Origin of the sequence: Pseudochelatococcus lubricantis (genome assembly GCF_011762225.1) — a bacterium.
Classification (GTDB): Bacteria; Pseudomonadota; Alphaproteobacteria; order Rhizobiales; family Beijerinckiaceae; genus Pseudochelatococcus; species Pseudochelatococcus lubricantis.
Map to the genome: position 1 here is coordinate 22,910 of NZ_JAASQI010000006.1, position 21,271 is coordinate 44,180.

The window sequence follows — 21,271 nt, forward strand, 5'->3', positions numbered from 1 at the left end:
TTCTTTTCGGGCGTTTGATGTAGGTGGTTGCTTTCGTAACTTATGCGCTGTCGGGATAGGGAGAAGACGGGATGCCGGGTTGCGCGGATGATGTTTCAGGCAGTCTGCGTTCTGGATTCGGGCGTGGGTACGATTCAGCGGCGGCCCGGCTTGCGGGCGGCGGAGGATTTCTGTTCGCCCTGGCGCGATTGTTCCCGCCATGGGTCCGGTGGATAGCGGCGGCTTCGGCTGTGCCACTTGTGATCGCCCGGCCCGCTCTTGCCGAGGGTGGCGATCCGTCGCTCGCCAGATGCGCTGCCATTCCGGCTGATAGCGACCGGCTGGCATGCTATGACGCCCTTGCACGCGATCGGGCGGGTCCGATTTTCTCGGGCTTCGGTAATGGCGCCACAGGCATTTTCAGTACCTCCGGTCCAGCGACTCTTGTCTACGAAAGCGAGGACGTCATCCTCGTTCTTTATCTTGAGGACGACACCGGCCGGCTTGTTCAGAACCTCCATCTCGGCGGCAGGGGCGAAGGGCGTTATCCGCTGCCCGGGCCGGGGCGATATCGTGTGCAGGTCGATGCCTCGGGCGGCTGGCGCATCCGGGTGGTGGAGTCCCGGCCGTGACACTCGCCGTCCGCCTTGCCCTCGCTGTCGGGATTCCGCTCGCCGCGCTCGCCGCCCTGACGTGCCTCGGGGCCTGGCAACTCCGCACGGAGGAATGGACGCACAGCCGCGTGGAGAAGGCGGGGCGGCAGATCGCCGTGCTGGAGCGGGTGCTGGCGGACGTCGACCGGATGGCGCTGGATACGCTGCTCGCCGCGGATCCGGCAGCGGCACGCGCGGCGCTGGCGGAGGCCGAACTCGACGCGATGCAGGATCTGGGCGTGCTCGACCGGCTGACGGAGGAGGAGATCGCTTTCGTCGGCGACGAGGAGCGTGACAGGGAAGTGGAGGAGCGCGATCGCCCGGCCGCGTTGCGCGCCGGTATCCGCCGCATGACGGCACTGCTTGGCGGTGCCGTGGAGGCTCGCTTTTCCTCAGATGCCGCTGTCGCGGCGGGCACGGGTGCAAGTGAGCTGGACCAGGCGCGGCAGGATTTTCGCGCGCTGGTCAAGGAAGCGCTGACCGACGAGGCCGACGAAATCGAAACCGCCCGCTCCGGCCGAGCTGCGCTCCGCAACAGGCTTGTTTGGCTCGTTTTCGCGCTCGTCGGCATTGCGGCCGTGGCCGCGTTGGCGCTGGGGATGTCGGTCGCCCGGCGGGCGGGGCGAAGTTTCCGCAGCCAGCGCGAAGCCGTGTCCCGGATTGGGGACGGGCATTTCGATACGCGGATTTCTCCCGTGCCGTGGGACGAGGCCGGCACAGTCTCGCAGGCGGTGAACGGCATGGCGGAGGCGCTCGAACGCGCATCAGTCCGACAAGGCGAGGAGCAGCGCCGGCTTGCCGGGACGCTGGAACGCCGGAGTGTCGAACTCGAACTGTCCAACGCCCGGTTGCGTGAAGTCGATGCCAACCGGCGGCGCTTTCTGGCCGACATCGGCCACGCCCTGAAGACGCCCCTCGCGGTTGCGCGCGGCACGCTGGAGAACGCCCGCACGGGTTGGGAACGGCAGGGCAGGGGTACGGCACCGTTCGATACCGCGATCGATGCCATCGATGAGGTGGCCGGGCGGGTTTCCGAACTGCTCACGCTCGCGCGCGCCGAGGACGGACGCCTCGTCCGGGCGCTGGAGCCGGTGGAGCTTTACGATTTTCTCGACAGCCGGCTGGCGTCGCTGCGCGCCTTGCCGGGAAGCGGGCGGCTGCGTTTCCGCTATGCAGGCGATGAGCCCGTGATGATCCGGGCCGATCGGCGGGAATTGCAGCGGGCCTGCGATGCGTTGCTTGAGAACGCGCTCGACCACGCCGGACCGGAGTCGCCCGTCGAGGTCACGCTGGAGGCCGACGAGCTGGAAGCCCGCATCGCGATCCGCGACAGCGGCCCGGGCATTCCCGAGCCGCTCCTCGCGCACGTCTTCGAGCGGGAGGTGAGCGGGAGGGGAGGCACCGGCATCGGCCTTTCCATGGCGCGCGGGCTGGTGCAGGGGCTCGGCGGCACGCTGACGATCGGCGCCGGGTGCGCGGGCGGGACGGAGGTGCTGATCCGCCTGCCCCGGGTCAGCGAGGAGACGGAGGAAGGCACGGCATGACCATTCTGGTGATCGAGGATGATTTCCGTATTGCGCAGGTGGTGGAGGACGCCTTCGTGGCCGGCGGCTGGCAGGTGGAGCGATGCGGGACCGGTGAGGAAGGTCTCGACCGGGCGGCGGCAGGCCGGTTCGACGCCATCGTGCTCGATGTGCTCCTGCCCGTCTATTCGGGCTTCGAGGTCTGCCAACGGTTGCGCGAGCAGGGTGTGACGACGCCGATACTGATGCTGACCTGCCGCGACCGGGACGAGGATATCGTGCGCGGCCTGCGCCTCGGCGCCGACGATTACGTGACCAAGCCATTCTCGACCACCCAGCTGACAGCGCGCGTGGACGCGCTGGTGCGGCGGGCCACGGGCTTTCCCCGTGGCCGGCAGCTTCGGGCAGGATCGCTGGTCCTCGATCAGAAAAGTCGGCGGGTCTCCGTCGGGGAGCATGTCATTCCGCTCACGGCGAGGGAGTTCGGGCTGCTCGAATTCTTCATGCAACATGCTGGCCGGGCAATTACGCGCGAGACCCTGCTGGAGCGCGTCTGGGGCGACGACGATTGTCATACCCCCAATGTCGTGGACGTTTACGTCTCCTATCTGCGCCGGAAGCTCGCCCACAGCGGCGCCGGCTTGCAATTGCGGACGGTGAGGGGCTACGGTTACATTCTCGACGAGCCGGTCGGGCATTGAACCTGCGGGTTACGCCGCGGGGCGCGACATGAAACGTCGCGGAGCGATCGGCATACGACCAAGGTCCCCCCTCGTCTTAGGAAATTCTCAGGCGGGCCTCAGTCCGCTCTCAGTCCGGAATGCTAGCCTCCCATTCATTGGAACCGGAGAAAACCGGCCTTACGTCTGGGAGGAAAAACGATGAAACGCAAAGCCACGCTTGTGGCGGCCGCCAGCTTTCTGGCGCTCGTGCTCGCTGCACCCGCCATGGCCGATGTCGGCTGGGACGACATCCGTAACGATGCGGAAACGACGGAAGACGTGCTGATGTACGGTTTCGGGCCGAAGGCGCAACGCTTCAGCCCGCTCGATGCCGTCAATGTCGAGACGGTGAAGAACCTCGTCCCCGCATGGTCCTTCTCCTTCGGGGACGAGCGCCAGCGCGGCCAGGAGGCGCAGGCCATCGTCAAGGACGGCGTGATCTATGTCACGGCATCCTACAGCCGGATGTTCGCTCTCGATGCCCGGACCGGACGCAAGCTGTGGCAGTATACCGCGCGCCTGCCGGAAGGCATCCGCCCCTGCTGCGACGTGATCAACCGCGGCGCGGCGATCTACGGCGACAAGGTCTACATGGGACTGCTCGACGCCTCGGTCGTCGCGCTCGACCGCAAGACCGGAAAGGTTGTCTGGCACAAGCGTTTCGGCGATTACAAGGTCGGCTATACGATTACCGGCGCCCCGACGATCATCCGCGACAGGGAAACGGGCCGCGACCTGTTGATCCATGGTTCGTCCGGCGACGAGTTCGGCGTGGTGGGCCAGCTCTTCGCCAGGGATCCCGAGACGGGCGAGGAGATATGGATGCGGCCGCTCGTGGAGGGCCATATGGGCCGCTACATGGGCAAGGACAGCACGCCGACCGGCAACCCCGACGCGCCGTCGTGGCCGCGCGACAAGAGCGGGCAGCTCGTGCAGGCGTGGCACCATGGCGGCGGCGCGCCGTGGCAGTCCGCCTCCTTCGACGAGGAGACGAACACCATCATCATCGGGGCCGGCAACCCCGCTCCGTGGAACGGCTGGGCACGCTGGCCGGGTGACAGCCTGTTCACATCCGGGCAAGCCTATGTCAACCCGACGAACGGCGAGCTGGTCGGCTTCTATCAGCACACGCCGAACGATACCTGGGATTTCTCCGGCAACAACGAGATCATTCTCTTCGACTACACGGACAAGGACGGCAAGAAACATCGGGCCGGCGCCCACGCCGATCGTAACGGGTTCTTCTACGTGACGGACATCGACGCGCTTTCGAAGCGCGGCGGCGAGATCAACCGTCCCAAGGCGTTGCTCAACGCCTTCCCCTTCGTGGACGGGATCACGTGGGCCAAGGGCATCGATCTTGAGACCGGCCGCCCGATCGAAGTCGAGGGCCAGCGTCCGCCCCCGCCCGCGGAAGGGCAGAGCAAGGGGCCCGTTGCGCAGATTTCGCCGCCATTCCTGGGCGGCAAGAACTGGAATCCGATGTCCTACAGCCCGAAGACCGGCCTCTTTTACATCCCGGCGAACCATTGGCAGGAGGACTTCTGGGCGGAGAAGGTGAACTACGCGCCCGGCGCCGCCTATCTCGGCATGGGCTTCACCATCAAGAAGAAATTCGAGGATCACGTCGGCATCCTGCGCGCCATGGACCCCGCGACGGGCAAGATAAAGTGGGAGCACAAGGAGGAGATGCCGCTCTGGGCAGGCACGCTGGCCACGGAGGGAGGGCTCGTCCTCACCGGCACGTCAGACGGCTACTTCAAGGCGTTCAACGCCGAGACGGGCGAGGAGTTGTGGAAGTTCCAGACCGGCTCGGGGATCGTCTCATCCCCCATCACCTGGACAATGGATGGCGAGCAGTACATCGGCGTGGCGTCGGGCTACGGCGGCGCGGTGCCTCTCTGGGGCGGCGACATGGCCAAGATGACGCGCAACGTGAGTCAGGGCGGATCGTTCTGGGTATTCAGGCTGTCCGACATCAAACAGGCACGGAAGTAGACAGATCCGGTCCCTTCGGCACCGGTTCCGGCCGGTGCCTTCCTCGCCGCTGTGAGACAATCATGAAAACCCTCGTCATGGCCTTTCTCGTCGCCCTCGTGCCATTCGCCGCCTCGGCTGAGGAGAAGTTCTGGAGTTACGACGGGCCGGATCCCGGTTCCGACGGTGTGGTGGTGATCAATGGATGCCGCATCGAGCCGCGCACCCGGTGTCCCGGCGCGGACTTGCGTCACGCCAATCTCAAGGGCAGCAACCTCGCGGGCGCCGATCTGCGCGGCGCCCGGCTTGCGCGCGCCAACCTCTCCGGCGCCAATCTCCGCGGCGCCAACCTCGACGGCGCGGATCTGAAGGCTGCGCGGCTTGAACGCGCGTTCCTGCAGGGCAGTTCCGCCAGGCAAGCCGACATGCGTGGCGCGAACCTCGAACATGCTCGCGCGGCCGGTTCGGACTGGTCCCGCGCCGATCTCACGGCCGCCGATCTCGAAATGCTCCAGGGCAGCAAGCTCAACCTGAAGGGCGCGAACCTGACGGACGCCAACCTGCAGGAGACCAAGTTATACGATGCCAATCTCGCCGACGCGATCCTGGAGGGGACCAGCCAGGCCTTCGCGATCTTTCAAGGCACATGGATGGAAGGCTGTCGCGGCTGCCCCGTCAACTGGTGAAAAGCGGAACGAGCAGTCATCAACAGCGTCCTCCGCTGTCATGACAGTTGACTGAAACGCTGACGCATCAAACCGCCATCTGCAGCGAAGTATCAGCAGGTTGGCGGCTGCCCCGAACGTCATCACGGGGCACGACCTCAAAAAATAACCCCGGCACGGGAACAGCGCCAATCGCCGCGACGGTGGGCTGGGATTTTGCGATCCGCTGTCGGAGCCGTCACAGACCTTCGACGATCACGAGCTGGGTTTCGGCCGCGCCTTCCCTGCGGCGGCGGGCTTCCTGATACTCGGGTGAATCGTAGCAGGCCCGGGCGCTGGCAAGATCCGGAAAGCGGATCACCACATGGCGTTGCAGCGTTGGTCCCTCAAGCGTCTCAAACGCGCCGCCACGCGCCAGAAACTCCGCTCCGTAACGGGCGAAGGCAGTGGCGGCCTGCTCCCGATAGCCCGCATAAGCCTCGGGGTCGGTGATCGTTACATGGGCAATCCAGTAGGCGGTCATCGGCCGGATTTTCCTTTTTTGGGAGCGGATGTCTCGCTGGCGTCGAGAAGGCGGCCGGCGATCATGGCCGCTTCTGTCAGGTGATCGCGAACGGCTTGCGCGGCGGTTTCCGGCTGGCGCGACAGGATCGCCTCGGCGATGCGCTGCATCCGCGCGTGGCCTGAAACATGACGCTCCTTCGAGGCCAGCGTCAGTGCGCGCAGCCGCGATATGCGACCGTTCAGACGCTGCACGATTTCCCACGCGATATGATGCCCCGCCGACGTGAAGATCACCTCGTAAAAACGGGTCGTCGCATCATAAAGAACCTGCGGGTCCGTCGAGGAAAACGCTTCTTCGAGGTTCTTCAATGCGCCTGAAAGCGCAGCTCGCGACCTGTCATCCAGAAAACGCGCGCAATCGGCGGCTGCCGCGGATTCCAGCCGCAGGCGGATGTCGTAGATCTGCCGAGCCGTGTCTCGGTCCAGCGTGGCAACCACCGGGCCGCTGCGGGGCATGATCTCGACCAGCCCTTCCGCCTCCAGATAGCGGATCGCCTCCCGCACGACCGAGCGCGAGACACCGAGCTGGTCGACCAGAGTGCGTTCGACCAGCCGGTAACCCGAAGGAAGCTGTCCGGACATGATCGCGGCGCGCAGGCGCTCGATTGCGATCTCCCGCAGCGTTTGGGGCACATGCTCAATGCGTAGGCCGATGAACTGTTCGTTTTCCATGCACACACCTTACCCTGCGCAGAAAAAATGCACAACATATTATTGACAGATGGTATGTTGGTATACCAAGATAATTGGACAGCAAGGAGAATCGTAAAGGATAGGTGCAATGGCTGCTGAAATTCGAAAAACCCTTCTGACCGTCGAAACGATCCTGATCGAAGGCGGCCGCGCCGCGCCGCGCCCCCTGAAGCTCATTGCGGCGGCGGCCGTCGTCCGCAATCCCTGGGCGGGCCGTGGCTTTGTCGAGGATCTGAAGCCCGAGATTCATGCGGTCGCTCCCGAACTGGGCGAGTTGCTGACGAAGATGATCATCGATACAACGGGCTCTGGCGAGGCGGTCGAGGGTTATGGCAAGGCGGCGGTTGTCGGGCTGGATGGCGAGCTGGAGCACGCCAACGCACTGATCCACACCCTGCGGTTCGGCAACCATTACAGAAGCGCGGTCGGGGCGAAGTCCTATCTGGCTTTCACGAATACACGCGGCCCCGCCAACTCCCCGATCCTGATCCCGCTCATGGACAAGAACGACGAAGGCCGCCGGTCGCACTACCTGACCATCCAGTTCGCCATTCCCGACGCTCCGGCGGCGGATGAAATCGTGGTGGCGCTCGGAGCCTCCATCGGCGGCCGCCCGCATCACCGTATCGGCGACCGTTATCAGGATCTGAAGGATCTGGGTCATGACGTTTCGAACCCTGCCGCTGTCTGACGGCAGTATCGTTCGGCTGATCGAGAGTGGTCCGCGTGGCGGCGCGAACAGCGCGCCGTTGCTGCTGATCCACGGTGTAGGAATGCGCGCGGAGGCATGGAAGCCGCAGATTGAGGAGCTTTCGCGCAGTCACCATGTGATCGCCGTCGACATGCCCGGCCATGGCGGCAGTTCACCTTTGTCGCCGGATGCGCGCCTGCCAGATTTCGTCGGCTGGGCTGCGCGTCTGGTAGAGGCGCTGGGAGAGGGGCCGGTCAATCTGGCGGGCCATTCGATGGGCGCTCTGGTATCCGCCGGGCTCGCCGTGGAGCGTCCCGATCTGGTCGTGCGCGTCGCGCTGCTGAATGCGGTCCATCGGCGCAGTCCGGAAGCGCGGAACGCAGTCATCGCCCGCGCCGCCGAGATATCCGGTGGAGACGGACGCATCGACGGGCCGCTTTCCCGTTGGTTTGGCGACGATCAGGATGATATCCGCGCCATGGTGGCCGACTGGCTGGCCGGGATGGATCTCCGGGGTTACGCGACGGCGTACCGCTCTTTCGCGGAGGGCGACACCGTCTATGCCGATCGCTTGTCGCAGATCCGTTGTCCCGCACTGCTGCTGACTGGCGAGCATGATCTCAACTCCAGCGCGCAGATGAGCCGCGACATGGCGGCGGCCATTCCGCTGGGCGAGGCGGTGATCGTTCCCGGCCATCGTCATATGGTCAACCTGACCGCTCCCGCCATCGTCAACGATGCCCTGAAAGACTGGCTCAGCCGGAGTATAGCCTATGACTGCGTTTGATCCGCGCGCCCTGCGCGACGCCTTCGGGTGTTTCATGACCGGCGTCACAGTGGTCACCACCACGGGCCCCGCCGGCGAGCCTGTCGGCTTCACGGCGAACTCGTTTTCCTCCGTCTCCCTCGATCCGCCGCTGCTGCTCGTCTCGATCGGCCGCAGCTCGCGCAACTTCGCGCATTTCGTCAACGCCGGGGGATTCGCGGTCAACGTGCTGGCCGAGGGTCAGAAAGAGGTTTCCAGCACATTCGCGCGGCCCGTCGAGGATCGCTTCGCGGACGTCGAATGGCATGCCGGGCCCGCGGGCTCGCCGGTGATCGCGGGGGCGTCGGCCTGGTTCGACTGCACCCTGTGGCAGACGGTCGAAGCCGGCGATCATGTCATCCTGCTGGGGGAAATAAGGGGCTTCTCCGCCTCGCATGAGCCGGGGCTGGGCTACTACCGGGGCGCCTACATCACCCCCGCCGCGACGGCCGCGCAGCTCCCGGCTGGTCCCGATGTCGTGATCTCGGCCATCGTCGAGGCGGCGGGGCAGGTGTTGCTTCTGGATGATGATGCCGGCCGCCTGAGCCTGCCGGAAGCACGTGTCGGCCGTGATGGCGTCAGGCCGGCTCTGGAGAAACTGCTCGCCAGCGTGGCGCCGGGCGCGGCTTCCGGGGAAATCTATGCCGTCTATGAAGGCGAAGCCGAAGGACGGCAGCATATCGCCTTTCGTTGCGCCGCAACCTCGCCGGAGGCGTCACGCGGCGCATTCATTCCGCTCGAAACCGCCTGTCTGAAGGCGGTGGGCGACCCGGCCACGCGATCGATGCTGGACCGGCTTGCGACCGAAACAAGGCTTGGCAACTACGGCGTCTACTTCGGGTCGCATGCCGAAGGTCAGGTTACACGCAAATAGAGAGGACACGGCATGAAGTTTTCGCTCTTCATCCACATGGAACGTGTGTCGGCGGATCAGGACCAGAAAACGCTCTACGAGGAAATGCTGGAGCTTTGCCGCATCGCCGACGAGGGCGGCCTGCACGCCATCTGGACCGGCGAACACCACGCCATGAATTTCACCATCTCGCCGAATCCGTTTCTGAACCTGATCGACATCGCGCGACAGACGAAGAACGTGCGCCTTGGCACGGGCACGGTGGTCGCCCCGTTCTGGCATCCGATCCGGCTGGCGGGCGAAGCGGCGATGACCGACCTGATCACCGGCGGCCGGCTGGAGCTGGGCATTGCGCGCGGCGCTTACAGCTTCGAGTACGAGCGGATGCTGCCCGGGCTCGACGCATGGGGCGCGGGCCAGCGCATGCGTGAACTGATCCCCGCCATCAAGAAGGTGTGGCAAGGCGATTACGAGCATCAGGGCGATTTCTGGCAGTTTCCCAAAACGACGAGTGCTCCGCTGCCGGTGCAGAAGCCGCATCCGCCGATCTGGGTTGCAGCGCGTGATCCCAACAGCCACGAATTCGCCGTGGAGAACGGCTGCAACGTGCAGGTCACGCCGCTGCATCTGGGCGATGAGGAAGTCGAGAGCCTGATGGAGCGCTTCAACGCCGCCTGCGAGAAGTTCCCGGATCAGCCCCGCCCGCAAATCATGGTGCTGCGTCATACTTACGTCGCCGACAGCGAGGCAGATGCACAGCGCGGCGCTGAAGAACTGAACCTGTTTTACAATTATTTCGGCGCGTGGTTCAAAAACGAACGTCCGATCTCGATGGGCCTCATCGAGCGGCTGACGCCGGAAGATGTCGCCGCCCATCCGTTCTATTCGCCCGAAGCGATGCGCAGGAACCAGATCGTTGGCGAGGCTCCCGAGGTCATCGCCCGCATCAAATCCTACGAGGCGCTGGGCTATGACGAATTCAGCTTCTGGATCGACAGCGGCATGAGCTTCGAGCGCAAACGCGCCTCGCTGGAGCGTTTCATCCGGGATGTCATCCCGGCTTTCGGGTGACCGGCATGCAGAGTTTTCAACACTATATCGACGGGCGCTTCGAGGACGGGGCGGCGACCTTTGAAAGTCTCGATCCGGCTGATGGCCGCCCCTGGGCGCTGATGCCCGACGCCAGCGCGGCGGATGTGGACCGTGCGGTGCGCGCTGCCGATCGGGCGTTTACCGATCCCCGGTGGGCGGGGTTGACGGCGACCGCGCGCGGAAAGCTGCTGATGCGGCTTGCCGAACTGGTGGAGGAGGCCGCGCCGCGTCTGGCGCGTCTGGAAACCCGTGACACCGGCAAGATCATCCGCGAGACATCGGCCCAGATCGCCTATGTGGCGGAGTATTATCGCTATTATGCGGGGTTGGCCGACAAGATAGAAGGCGCGCACCTGCCGATCGACAAGCCGGATATGGAAGTCTGGCTGCGACGCGAACCCGTGGGCGTCGTGGCGGCCATCGTGCCGTGGAACAGCCAGCTTTTCCTGTCCGCCGTGAAGATCGGCCCGGCGCTGGCGGCCGGTTGCACGCTGGTCGTCAAGGCCAGCGAGGATGGTCCCGCGCCGTTGCTGGAATTTGCGCGACTTATCGATCAGGCCGGTTTTCCGCCCGGCGTGGTCAATATCCTGACTGGCGGTCCAGGGGCCGGCGCGGCGCTGACCACACATCCGAAGGTGGCGCATATCGCCTTCACCGGTGGGCCGGAAACCGCGCGCCACATCGTGCGCGGCTCGGCTGAGAATCTGGCCAAGACCTCGCTGGAGCTTGGCGGCAAATCTCCTTTCATCGTCTTTGACGATGCCGATCTCGACTCCGCGGCGAATGCGCAGGTCGCGGGTATCTTCGCCGCCACGGGCCAGAGCTGCGTCGCAGGTTCCCGGCTTCTGGTCCAGGAGAGCATTCGCGAGGATTTCCTCGCCCGGCTGAAGGCAAAGGCCGAGGCCGTCACGATCGGCGCGCCCGACAATATGGCGACCGAGGTCGGCCCGCTCTGCACCCGTCGCCAGCGCGACCGGATAGAGGGCGTTGTCGCGGCCTCCGTCGCCGGCGGCGCAAGGCTCGTGACCGGCGGTGCGGCGATTGCCGGTGACGGGTTCTACTTTCCTCCCACCATTCTCGACTGCTCGTCCGTGCCGGATGCGCCATCGGTGACGGAGGAGCTTTTCGGCCCGGTCCTCTCGGTCGTGAGCTTCAGGGATGAGGACGAGGCGCTGCATCTGGCGAACGACACACGCTATGGCCTGGCATCCGGCGTGTTCACGCGTAGCCTGACCCGTGCGCATCGCATGATCAGGGGCATTCGCGCCGGCATTGTATGGGTCAACACCTACCGCGCCGTGTCGCCCATCGCGCCCTTTGGCGGGCATGGATTGTCCGGGCACGGGCGCGAAGGCGGCCTCGCCGCCGCGCTGGATTACACGACGGTCAAGACGGTCTGGCTGAGAACCTCGGACGCTCCCATTCCGGACCCTTTCGTCATGCGTTGACCATCACGCATTGAACGGTTCCGACACGGCAACAGCCGGTCGAATAAAGTGAAAATCAACAATGGAGGGTTACGTTATGAAAATGAAAGCGCTCGTTGTCGCTGCCGCCCTGACGCTCGCGGGCGGTGCGGCACAGGCACAGCAGATGGTCTTCACCTCGTGGGGCGGCACGACACAGGACGCCCAGACCAAGTACTGGGCGAAGCCCCTGACCGAAGCCACAGGCATTGCCGTGGTGCAGGATGGCCCAACCGACTACGGCAAGATCAAGGCGATGGTCGAGGCCAACGCCGTTTCGTGGGATGTGGCCGATGTGGAGTTCGACTGGGCGCTTCAGGCCGGCCAGAAAGGGCTTCTTGAGCCGCTCGATTTCACCGTGATCGACCGCGCGCACCTCGATCCGCGTTTCGTTTCGGATTATGCGGTGGGGTCGTTCTATTACTCCTTCGTTCTGGGCTACAACTCCGCCGCTTTCCCCGGCGAAAAGCCCGCGACGCTGGCCGATCTGTTCGACACCAAGAAGTTTCCCGGCAAGCGCACCTTCTACAAATGGTCCGCCCCCGGTGTGATCGAGGCGGCGCTTCTGGCCGACGGCGTCAAGCCCGAGGATCTCTACCCGCTGGATATGGAGCGGGCTTTCGCCAAGCTCGACACGATCAAGAAAGACATCATCTGGTGGGAGGGCGGCGCGAAGAGCCAGCAATTGCTGGCGTCCGGCGAGGCGCCGATCGGCTTTTTCTGGAACGGGCGCGTGGCGGCGCTTCAGGCGGACGGCATGAACATCGGCATAAGCTGGGATCAGAACATCACCGCAGCCGACGCGCTCGTCGTGCCGAAAGGCACCAAGAACAAGGAAGCCGCGATGCGGTTCATCGCCGCCGCCACCGCCGCCAAGGCACAGGCCGACTTCGCGGCCGACACGGGCTATGCGCCCATCAACACGGGGTCGGCCGCGCTGATGAAGCCTGATGTCCGCGCGACCCTTCCCGACCAGCAGAACGCCTTGCAGGTCAACGCCGACATGGCCTACTGGGCCGCGCATCGCGATGAGATCGGCAACCGCTGGTATGCCTGGCAGGCGCGCTGAAACCCGTCTTCGACACCTGCCCGAAGGCCTTGCGGCCTTCGGGCGACATGCCGGCGCGATCGGGAGGAAATATAGCTATGAGCATCATCCGCCTGGCTTTGCCCAACCGGGGGCGCGGGGGCTCGGGCCTGGCGCTGGCCATGCCGGCGGTCCTGCTTCTTCTGGCATTTTTCGTGATACCTGTGGCCATGCTTCTGCTGCGCTCGATCACGGAGCCTGAACCGGGCCTGCAGAACTACGCCGCGCTGGTCGGGTCGCCGACTTACGCCAAGGTTTTCCTGAATACGTTTTTCGTTGCCGGGATCGTGACGCTGATCACCGTGCTGATCGCCTTTCCGGTGGCCTGGGCGCTGACGATCATGCCCCGTCCCTGGGCCGCCGTCATCTTCGCGATCATCATCCTGTCGATGTGGACCAACCTTCTGGCGCGCACCTATGCATGGATGGTGCTGTTGCAGCAGACGGGACTCATCAACCGGATTCTGATCTCCATCGGCATCATCGACCAGCCACTGCAACTGACCAACAATCTGATCGGCGTGACCATCGGCATGGTCTACATCATGCTGCCCTTCATGATCCTGCCGCTTCTGGGCGTGATCCGGAAGATCGATCCGTCCATTCTTCAGGCGGCCGCGCTGTGCGGCGCGACGAGGTGGCAGGCGCTGACCAGGGTCCTGCTGCCGCTTGCGACGCCCGGCATCGCCTCCGGCGGGCTGATGGTCTTCGTCATGTCGCTGGGCTACTTCGTTACCCCCTCGCTGCTCGGCGGCACGGCCAACATGATGCTGGCCGAACTCATAGCCCAGCAGGTGCAGAGCCTTGTGAACTGGGGCATGGGCGGCGCGGCGGCCTTCATCCTGCTCGTCGTCACGCTCGGTCTCTATGCCGTGCAACTGCGGTTCTTCGAAGCCAGAGAGGGGACGCGCTGATGCTTCTCGATTTTCGCAAGCTCGGCGCATGGAAGTGGGCGCTTTCGGCGATCTGCGGGCTGATGACGCTGTTCCTGCTCCTGCCGATCCTTTTCATCGTGGCCCTGTCCTTCGGCAGTTCTCGCTGGCTCATCTTTCCACCGCCGGGTTGGACCTTGCGCTGGTATGAGGAGCTTTTCGCCGATCCGCGCTGGATAGACGCGGCGCTGACCTCGGCCAAGATCGCGGTCATCGTCATGGTGCTGTCGGTGGTGCTGGGCCTGCTGGTGTCGCTGGCGCTGGTGCGCGGGCGTTTCCGGGGCAGGGCGGTGCTGCGCGCCTTCTTCCTCACGCCGATGGTCCTGCCGGTGATCATCGTCGCGGTGGCGCTTTACGCGGCCTTTCTGCGGCTGGGGCTCAGCGGCACGCTCGTGGGCTTCGTGATCGCCCATCTGGTGGTGGCGCTGCCGTTTTCGATCATTACCATTTCGGGCGCGCTGGAAACCTTCGATCCCGCCATTGAGGACGCCGCCATCCTCTGCGGCGCGAGCCCGTGGGAGGCGCGTCTGCGCGTGACCATGCCGTGCATCAGCCACGGCCTGTTCTCGGCGGCCATCTTCTCGTTCCTCATTTCATGGGACGAGGTGGTGCTGGCGATCTTCATGGCCTCGCCCTCGCTCCAGACGCTGCCGGTCAAGGTGTGGACCACGCTCAGGCAGGACCTGACACCGGTGATCGCCGCGGCCTCCACGCTTCTCATCGCGCTGACGGTGCTTCTGATGGTCATCGCCGCCCTGATCCGCAAAGGTAAAGCAAGATGACAACACCCTTTCTGCATATCAACGGCCTCCGCAAGGTCTACGGCAACGTGGTCGCCACCGACCATGTCGAGCTTGCTATCTCGAAGGGCGAATTCATGACCTTCCTCGGCCCGTCGGGCTCGGGAAAGTCGACCACACTCTATATTCTTGCGGGCTTTCAGGACCCCACCGCCGGCGACATCCTGCTGCAGGGCCGCTCGTTGCTGTCGACGCCGTCGCACAAGCGCAACATCGGCATGGTTTTCCAGCGTTACACGCTGTTTCCGCATCTCAGCGTGGGCGAGAACGTCGCTTTCCCGCTGCGTGTGCGCCGCGCCGGCAAGGACGAGATCGACCGGAAGGTGAAGAAGGCGCTCAAGCTCGTGCGTCTCGACGGGTTCGAGGATCGGATGCCTGCCAACATGTCTGGCGGCCAGCAGCAGCGCGTCGCCCTGGCGCGGGCGCTGGTCTACGATCCGCCTGTGCTGTTGATGGACGAGCCGCTTTCGGCGCTGGACAAGAAGCTGCGCGAGGAAATCCAGTTCGAGATCCGCCGCATCCATCAGGAAACCGGGGTCACGATCCTCTACGTCACCCATGATCAGGAGGAGGCGTTACGGCTGTCCGACCGGATCGCCATCTTCAACAAGGGCAAGATCGAGCAGGTCGGCACCGGGCCGGAGCTTTACGCTAACCCGGCCACGCATTTCGTCGCCGACTTCATCGGCGACAGTGCGTTTCTGGGCGGCGAGCTGGCCGCTATCGCCGACGACCGGGCTACCCTGCGCTTCGCCGACGGTGAGGTGCTGGCGGGGGTTCCGCTGCATGGAACGGGAACGGCAGGAGACAAGGCCGAGCTGATGTTGCGGCCGGAGCGGATCGAGCTGGCTGCCGGTCCCGGACGCGAGGGCGCGACGCTGCCGGTCGTTGTCGAGGATGTCACCTTCCTTGGTAACAACAGCACCGTCACCGCCCGCACCGGTTGGGGCGACGCGCTGACGGTGCGCTTGAACTTCGGCCATCCGATGATCGGCTCCGTCGCGCGCGGCGACAGGCTGCACGTGCAGTGGCAGCCCAAAGACGCTCACGTTTTTGTAAAGCCATAAGTGATGCAACTGAACGATCCGAGCCTGCTCTGTACGGATGCCCATGTCGGGAGCGCGCCGCCATAATACCGGGCTGATCTCCACGGAACTTGCGCCTTTCGGCGGCATCAAGCAATCCGGCCTTGGGCGCGAAGGCTCGCATTACGGGATCGAGGATTATCTGGAGCTGAAAGACGCCTGCCTCTCGATATGAGCGCGTCACAGGCATCAAGGACCGGGGAGATTTGGCCTTCGGCCGAGCGCGCGCATGCGCGGAAAACGCTCCCTGGCTCATGTTGTCATCTCATGGCAATGACAACCTGAGACAGGTTTTGATATTGAACGAATGCTTGTCGATTAAATGATTTCATTTAATCAGAGCGTTCTCTACGGAAAAATGGTCCGAAACCAGATCTGGCTGACGACCTGTGTCGCGTCATCGACGGGCAACAGCTTCTCGTCATCTGCCGGATGCGCATACCATACATAGGCGGATTGCTCGGTCATCGACGCCAAGGCTTCGAGAGACGTCCTGACGGGCCTCCCGCTGATCTCGGTTATGCCATGGTCGCGGCGCAATGCGGCGGCTACGCGGACTATATGACTTTCCCGCATATACCACCACATTTTATTGTACCGTTTATCTACCATCGTTGCTTCGATGAAGGCGCGCATGACCTTGCGGTGAGTAAGGTAGTGCGACAGGTACCCGTGATTGGATTCCAGAATCGTTTCATAGGGGGCGGCGCGAAACGTGTACCGGCCGTTGCCGCGGCTGGCCGCGTAAAGCTCGCCATGAATGCCGTGGATGATAGCCAGGAAGACATCATCCTTGTTGTCGAAATAGCGGTACAGCGCACCCATCGACAGATCGGCCTTCTCCGCCAGGTCGCTCATGCGCATGGAGACATATCCTGCGTCGCCAAAGACTTCGCGGCCGCTCTCAAGGATACGCGCCAGTGTGGCTCGCCCTTTGGGCGTGGTGGGTTGCGGCAGGTTCGGTTCTGCTGGTTTTTCCATCGTTCCAGACATTTAAAAAAGTGACGTCACTCTTGTTTTTATGTGGCAATTAGCATAGGCTCAACCCAATCAAAGGACAACCGACGATGATGAACATCGCGGGGGAATCGGGACAAATGCCATGGTGCTTTTATCTGCCTCGGAAGCCGCGTCGTGCGCTTCCGAAAAGGGAGCCGTATTGCTGGGCGATATATCCGTTGCCTTCAAACGCTTTGGCGAAGGGCAACCCGTTATATTTGTTCATGGCCTGGCTGAAGACAAGGAAAGCTGGTCGGGGGTCGTGGCGCGCCTGCCCCGGGGTATCCGCGCTCATCTGCTCGATCTGCGCGGACATGGCGGCTCCACTGTCGGAGAGGGAAACGGAACCGTATCCCAGCTTGCCGGTGATCTCACGGCCTATCTGGAAGAGGTGACGGGGCCCGCCGCCTGCGTCGGCTTCTCGTTGGGCGGAGTGGTGGCTCTGGAGGCCGCCTTGCAGCGCCCGGATCTGGTTCGCCGCGCCATCGTCATCGGCGCGTCGAGCAAGGTAGGGCGCGCCGCGGCGGGCTTTTTCGAGGCGCGCATCCAGCAGGCCATGTCGGATATCGACGGGTTTCGCCGCGCACTCGCGGAGGATACGGACGCGCAGGTCGTGTGCAACCGGCAGGATGTTGCGGCCATTGCCGCCCGTCGGATTGCCGCCGTGGGCGATGGCGCCGGTTATGTCAACGCGGCGCGCGCCATGGTGGGGCTGGCAGCCGTGTCTATGACCGAAAGGCTGCGCGACATTCGGGTGCCGGTCCACATCATCCAGGGTGAAAACGATGTCTTCTGTCCGCTAAAGGCGGCACAGATCATGCGCGATGCCATGCCGGACGCAGGCTACACCAATATCCCCGACGCCGGGCACCTGATCGCAGCTGATCAGCCCGATTTGTTGGCCCGGGAACTGTCCCGCCTGATCATTCAAAAGCATGGGAGAAGCAGATGAGCGATAGGAAGGTCGCAATAGTTACCGCCGCCGCCGGTGCGGGTATAGGCTCGGCCGTGGCCCGCCAGCTCGCCGCGGACGGCATGCAAGTCGTGATCACCGACCTGCACGAAGGGCGTATGACCAAACTCTCCGAGGAGTTGTCGCAGGTCTCCGGGGTGGAGTGCCCGTCCTACAAGCTGGATGTCAGCGATCATGCCGAGGTCGAGGCGGTATTCGGCGCGGTGGCCGACCGTTTGGGACGGATCGATGTCCTCGTCAACAACGCCGGCTGGTCCAAGATCGAACCCGTTGCCGAGATGTCCCTCGACACCTGGCAACGGTGCCTTGCCATTGACCTAACCGGGACATTCAGCTGCATGCGCTTCGCGCTGCCGCACATGATCGCTGCCCGCTCGGGGGCGATCGTCAACATCTCGTCGATTTCCGGTTGGGAAATGACCACCGAGCACGGCGCGGCCTACTCCGCGGCCAAGGCGGGCGTCATGGCGCTGACCCGTGTGGCCGCAGCCGAGAACGGCAAGCATGGCATTCGCGTCAACGCCATCGCGCCAGGGCTGATCTACAACGACTTCCTGCGCCGCATTTATCCCGACGAGTTTTTCGACAGTTATCTCGAAAAGAAGGCAGTCGTTAACCGGCTCGGCCGCCCTGAGGACATAGCGCATCTTGTGTCGTTCCTCGTCGATGACGTTAAAGCGGGATATATTACTGGAGAAACATATGGTGTGAGCGGCGGAGTGCATCCGCATGCTTGACAGGAACGACATTTTCGTCGGCGCTGCCCCCTCGGCCTGCAGTCTATTGGGCGCTTTCCGGCGCCGTGATCTCTCGCCGGTCGAAGTTGCCGGTGCGTCGCTGGAACGGATCCGCGATTGCGACGACACGCTCAGGGCCATGGTGCTCGTGCTCGACCAACTTGCGCTGACCCAGGCGAGGCAGGCCGAGGACGCATGGCGGACGGGGGATGCGGCGCCGCTGGCCGGCGTTCCGATCACCATCAAGGACACCTTCGATATCGCGGGATCCGTCACCACGCGGGGGTCGCTGATACACAGTCGACACCGCGCCTTCGAGGACAGCGGTGCCGTGCGGCGGTTGCGCGCCGCGGGGGCGGTTTTTGTCGGGAAGACCAACACGGCCGAGTTCGGCCAGTCCGCCACCTGCGAGAACCGTCTCCCCCAGGTCACCCGCAACCCGTGGAATCTGCGCGCGACACCGGGAGGCTCAAGCGGCGGGGCGGCAGTGTCGGTGGCGGCGGGATATGTGCCGCTGGCGCTCGGCGCCGACGGCGGCGGCTCCATCCGCATCCCCGCCGCCATGACAGGCATCTTCGGCTTTAAACCGAGTTACGGGCTTTGCGCCGACGAGGGCGGCTTCCGGGCCATGAGCGAGTTCGCCTGTGCCGGCCCCATGTCGCACGAGGTTGCCGATGCGCGGCTCTTCCTGTCGGTTCTCGCGGACAAGGATTTGCCGCGCCAAAGCGTTCGTGAAGCGTTGCGCATCGGACTGTGCGTTTCGCCCGACGATCATCCCGTGGATCCCGGCATCCGCGCGGCAGTGGTGAAGGCGGCCGCCGCTCTCCGTGATCTCGGGCATGAGGTCGAGGAGATCGATCTGGATCTGCGCGGCTGGGATGAAGTGTTCAATGCTCTGGTTCTGGCTGAGGAATGGCGCGAACGCGGGTTCATGCTCGATTATTGCGGCGACGACCTGAGCGACTACGCGCTGGCGAGCTTGCGCGCCGCGACGAGCCTGAGCGTCGAGCAGGTTGCTGCGGCGCGCAGCCGGCACGCCGGTTACCGAGCGCGCATTGCCGGGCTGTTCGACGAGTTCGATGTCCTGCTGACGCCGGCAACCGCCTCGCCGGCGTTTACTATCGGAGCGCGCCCGCGTGAGATCAACGGGCAGAGGGTCAGCGGCCTTTGGGGGGCGTTTCCCTTCACCAGCCCGTTCAACGTCGGGGGAAATCCGGCGGCGGCGATCCCCTGTGATACGGCCGGCGGGCTGCCGGTTTCGGTCCAGCTCGTCGGGCGCGCCGGGCAGGACGGGCCGCTCCTCGATCTAGCGGAGGATCTGGAGGAGGCGTTGACGTTCGGCGAGCGGATCGCGGCACTGCAGTTCACAGGGCGGGTCGGGAATGGATGACCTGCGCGTCGAAACGCCGGGCGACGGCGTCCGCCTGCTCGTACTCTCCCGCGATGCGCGGCGCAATGCGCTCTCGCGCAAGCTGATCGGCGCGCTGCGCGACGCTGTCGCCGCAGCGCGGGTCGAGGGTTTGCGGGCCATCGTCATCGCTGCTGAGGGGCGTGTCTTCTCCGCCGGCGCGGATTTTGCGGAGCTGGACGGCAGCGTGGCGGATATCGCCTTCGACGAGGAGATGTCGGCGCTCACCGCGAGCCTGCGGGACAGCGCGCTGATTTCCGTTGTGGCGATCAACGGCGCATGTATCGGCGCGGGGCTCGACCTCGCACTCGCCTGCGACTTCAGGGTCGCCTCGCCCGATGCGATCTTCGCCCTTCCCGCGGTGCGGATGGGGATCCTCTACAATCCGCGGCGGCTGGCGCAGATACTGCCACGGATGAGCCATGCGGCCGCCACGCGGCTGCTGCTGCTCGCCGAGCGGCTGGACTGCACTGACGCCCGGATCGGCGGGATCGTCACCCATGTCGCGGATCGGCCAGGTGCGGATGCGGTGCGCGAACGTGCGCTGGAAATCGCCGCAGCAGCGGTGGGGCTTCCCTCGCTCGCGCAGGAAGCAGCGAAGGCCTTCGTCGCATCGTGCGAAAGCCCCGATTTCAAGGTTGCGGATTGGGAGGCACGGCGGCTCGAACTGCTGGCTTCAGACCAGCGGCGAGAGGCGCTGGAGCAAGCAAGGACGAAAAAATGAAGCATCCGGAAACATTTCACGATCTGATCGGCCTCGACCTCGGCACGCAGGAGATCGGCTGGACCGAGAAGGACGCGATCCTCTATGCCCTGGCCTGCGGGGCGAGGGCGCACGAACTCGATCTGGTCTATGAGCGCGACCTGCGGCCTCTGCCCGGCCTTGTAAGCGCGCTCGGCTTGTGGGCGGTGGAGCGGTGCGGCGATCTGGGCGTATACGACCGGAAGAAGTCGCTACATGTGTCCCAGGGGATTGATATCCACGCGCACGAGGGCGGCGCATTTCTGCCGCGCAGTGCACGTTTTCCCGCTCGGGCACGGGTCGCAGCGGTATGGGACAAAGGCAAGGCCACCATCGTCGAGATCGAGGTCACCAGCGTATTCTTCAGCGCCACCTATTCCATATTCCTGCCCGGCATCGGGGGCTGGGGAGGGCTGAACGCGCCTGCGCCCGCCAAAGCGGACGCATTGCCCGCGCTGGCGCCGCTGGCCGAGTACGCGACATCGCCAGAGCAGGCGGTGCTTTATCGGCTGACCGGAGATCTGCATCCGGTGCACGTCGATCCCGAGATAGCACGCGGCTACGGCTTCGATCGGCCGATCCTGCACGGGCTGTGCACGCTTGGCATAGCGCTGAAACTGCTGGGGCCGGCGTTCGGCGATCATCCAGCCGCGTTGCAGGCCGCGACCGCGCGCCTGAGTTCACCTGTGTTGCCCGGTGATGTCCTGACGCTGCGCGCCGCGCCGCGGGAGGGAGGCGTGGCGTTCGACGTCGTCGTAGGAGATCGGCAGGTGCTCAAGGACGGCTGGGCCCGCTACGCGCCTGGAAGCTGAAGCGATTTCGGAT

General features: G+C 64.5%; 22 protein-coding genes and 1 pseudogene. 20 read left to right on the forward strand and 3 right to left on the reverse strand.

What is annotated here, in order from left to right; genetic code table 11:
* The first annotated feature begins 230 nt into the window (after positions 1–230).
* From FHS82_RS12925 to FHS82_RS12945, 5 genes are all read left to right on the forward strand, one after another.
* Positions 231–611 (forward strand): hypothetical protein, encoded by a 381-nt coding sequence (locus FHS82_RS12925; RefSeq protein WP_166953482.1) that lies wholly within the window; start codon positions 231–233, stop codon positions 609–611.
* Positions 608–2,176: an ATP-binding protein gene (locus FHS82_RS21440; RefSeq protein ID WP_166953484.1), complete on the forward strand. Its 1,569-nt coding sequence runs from the start codon at positions 608–610 to the stop codon at positions 2,174–2,176. Before FHS82_RS12925 ends, FHS82_RS21440 begins: the two co-directional genes overlap by 4 nt.
* Positions 2,173–2,856 carry a response regulator transcription factor gene (locus FHS82_RS12935; protein ID WP_166953486.1) on the forward strand — a complete coding sequence of 228 codons (684 nt, stop codon included), beginning with the start codon at positions 2,173–2,175 and terminating at the stop codon, positions 2,854–2,856. Before FHS82_RS21440 ends, FHS82_RS12935 begins: the two co-directional genes overlap by 4 nt.
* A 180-nt stretch (positions 2,857–3,036) precedes the next feature.
* Positions 3,037–4,875 carry a methanol/ethanol family PQQ-dependent dehydrogenase gene (locus tag FHS82_RS12940; protein ID WP_166953488.1) on the forward strand — a complete coding sequence of 613 codons (1,839 nt, stop codon included), beginning with the start codon at positions 3,037–3,039 and terminating at the stop codon, positions 4,873–4,875.
* A gap of 77 nt (positions 4,876–4,952) precedes the next feature.
* Positions 4,953–5,540 (forward strand): pentapeptide repeat-containing protein, encoded by a 588-nt coding sequence (locus FHS82_RS12945; protein ID WP_208394232.1) that lies wholly within the window; start codon positions 4,953–4,955, stop codon positions 5,538–5,540.
* A 217-nt stretch (positions 5,541–5,757) separates the two neighbouring features.
* On the opposite strand, the gene FHS82_RS12950 is transcribed toward FHS82_RS12945, so the two are convergent.
* Together FHS82_RS12950 and FHS82_RS12955 are read right to left on the reverse strand one after the other, a co-directional pair.
* Complete coding sequence (locus tag FHS82_RS12950) at positions 5,758–6,042, reverse strand: DUF1330 domain-containing protein (protein ID WP_166953492.1); 285 nt, start codon at positions 6,040–6,042, stop codon at positions 5,758–5,760.
* On the reverse strand, positions 6,039–6,755 hold the full coding sequence (locus tag FHS82_RS12955; RefSeq protein WP_208394233.1) for a GntR family transcriptional regulator: 717 nt from the start codon (positions 6,753–6,755) through the stop codon (positions 6,039–6,041). The genes FHS82_RS12950 and FHS82_RS12955 overlap by 4 nt, the downstream gene beginning before the upstream one ends.
* 109 nt (positions 6,756–6,864) lie before the next feature.
* On the opposite strand from FHS82_RS12955, the gene FHS82_RS12960 reads away from it, so the two are divergent.
* From FHS82_RS12960 to FHS82_RS13005, 10 genes and pseudogenes are all read left to right on the forward strand, one after another.
* On the forward strand, positions 6,865–7,467 hold the full coding sequence (locus tag FHS82_RS12960; RefSeq protein ID WP_166953494.1) for an amino acid synthesis family protein: 603 nt from the start codon (positions 6,865–6,867) through the stop codon (positions 7,465–7,467).
* Complete coding sequence (locus tag FHS82_RS12965) at positions 7,439–8,254, forward strand: alpha/beta fold hydrolase (protein ID WP_166953496.1); 816 nt, start codon at positions 7,439–7,441, stop codon at positions 8,252–8,254. The genes FHS82_RS12960 and FHS82_RS12965 overlap by 29 nt, the downstream gene beginning before the upstream one ends.
* Positions 8,241–9,146, forward strand: coding sequence for a flavin reductase family protein (locus FHS82_RS12970; RefSeq protein ID WP_166953498.1), 906 nt, complete (start codon positions 8,241–8,243; stop codon positions 9,144–9,146). The genes FHS82_RS12965 and FHS82_RS12970 overlap by 14 nt, the downstream gene beginning before the upstream one ends.
* 12 nt (positions 9,147–9,158) lie before the next feature.
* A complete protein-coding gene (locus FHS82_RS12975) occupies positions 9,159–10,196 on the forward strand; it encodes an LLM class flavin-dependent oxidoreductase (RefSeq protein ID WP_166953500.1) in 1,038 nt (345 codons plus the stop codon).
* A gap of 5 nt (positions 10,197–10,201) precedes the next feature.
* Positions 10,202–11,665: an aldehyde dehydrogenase gene (locus FHS82_RS12980; RefSeq protein WP_166953502.1), complete on the forward strand. Its 1,464-nt coding sequence runs from the start codon at positions 10,202–10,204 to the stop codon at positions 11,663–11,665.
* A gap of 76 nt (positions 11,666–11,741) precedes the next feature.
* Complete coding sequence (locus FHS82_RS12985; protein ID WP_166953504.1) at positions 11,742–12,752, forward strand: ABC transporter substrate-binding protein; 1,011 nt, start codon at positions 11,742–11,744, stop codon at positions 12,750–12,752.
* Between the two features lie 77 nt (positions 12,753–12,829).
* Complete coding sequence (locus tag FHS82_RS12990) at positions 12,830–13,684, forward strand: ABC transporter permease (protein WP_166953506.1); 855 nt, start codon at positions 12,830–12,832, stop codon at positions 13,682–13,684.
* Positions 13,684–14,484, forward strand: coding sequence for an ABC transporter permease (locus FHS82_RS12995; protein ID WP_166953508.1), 801 nt, complete (start codon positions 13,684–13,686; stop codon positions 14,482–14,484). Before FHS82_RS12990 ends, FHS82_RS12995 begins: the two co-directional genes overlap by 1 nt.
* Positions 14,481–15,569 (forward strand): ABC transporter ATP-binding protein, encoded by a 1,089-nt coding sequence (locus FHS82_RS13000; protein ID WP_166953510.1) that lies wholly within the window; start codon positions 14,481–14,483, stop codon positions 15,567–15,569. The genes FHS82_RS12995 and FHS82_RS13000 overlap by 4 nt, the downstream gene beginning before the upstream one ends.
* A gap of 61 nt (positions 15,570–15,630) precedes the next feature.
* A pseudogene (locus FHS82_RS13005) lies at positions 15,631–15,762 on the forward strand (aldehyde dehydrogenase family protein); the annotation flags it as partial.
* Positions 15,763–15,935: 173 nt separating this feature from the next.
* On the opposite strand, the gene FHS82_RS13010 reads toward FHS82_RS13005, so the two are convergent.
* Entirely contained in the window at positions 15,936–16,580 is a 645-nt protein-coding gene (locus tag FHS82_RS13010) for a TetR/AcrR family transcriptional regulator (protein ID WP_208394234.1), read from the reverse strand.
* A gap of 109 nt (positions 16,581–16,689) precedes the next feature.
* Between FHS82_RS13010 and FHS82_RS13015 the strand changes: the two genes are divergently transcribed.
* From FHS82_RS13015 to FHS82_RS13035, 5 genes are read left to right on the forward strand one after another with little or no spacing between them, the layout of a single operon-like run.
* Complete coding sequence (locus FHS82_RS13015) at positions 16,690–17,538, forward strand: alpha/beta fold hydrolase (protein ID WP_166953514.1); 849 nt, start codon at positions 16,690–16,692, stop codon at positions 17,536–17,538.
* Positions 17,535–18,296 (forward strand): SDR family NAD(P)-dependent oxidoreductase, encoded by a 762-nt coding sequence (locus FHS82_RS13020; protein WP_166953516.1) that lies wholly within the window; start codon positions 17,535–17,537, stop codon positions 18,294–18,296. Before FHS82_RS13015 ends, FHS82_RS13020 begins: the two co-directional genes overlap by 4 nt.
* The gene (locus tag FHS82_RS13025) at positions 18,289–19,686 is read left to right on the forward strand and encodes an amidase (protein ID WP_166953518.1); all 1,398 of its coding nucleotides are present in this window, start codon (positions 18,289–18,291) and stop codon (positions 19,684–19,686) included. The genes FHS82_RS13020 and FHS82_RS13025 overlap by 8 nt, the downstream gene beginning before the upstream one ends.
* Positions 19,679–20,428, forward strand: a complete 750-nt coding sequence (locus FHS82_RS13030) for an enoyl-CoA hydratase/isomerase family protein (RefSeq protein ID WP_166953520.1) — start codon at positions 19,679–19,681, stop codon at positions 20,426–20,428. Before FHS82_RS13025 ends, FHS82_RS13030 begins: the two co-directional genes overlap by 8 nt.
* Entirely contained in the window at positions 20,425–21,258 is an 834-nt protein-coding gene (locus FHS82_RS13035; protein WP_166953522.1) for a MaoC/PaaZ C-terminal domain-containing protein, read from the forward strand. The genes FHS82_RS13030 and FHS82_RS13035 overlap by 4 nt, the downstream gene beginning before the upstream one ends.
* The last annotated feature ends 13 nt before the right edge of the window (positions 21,259–21,271 follow it).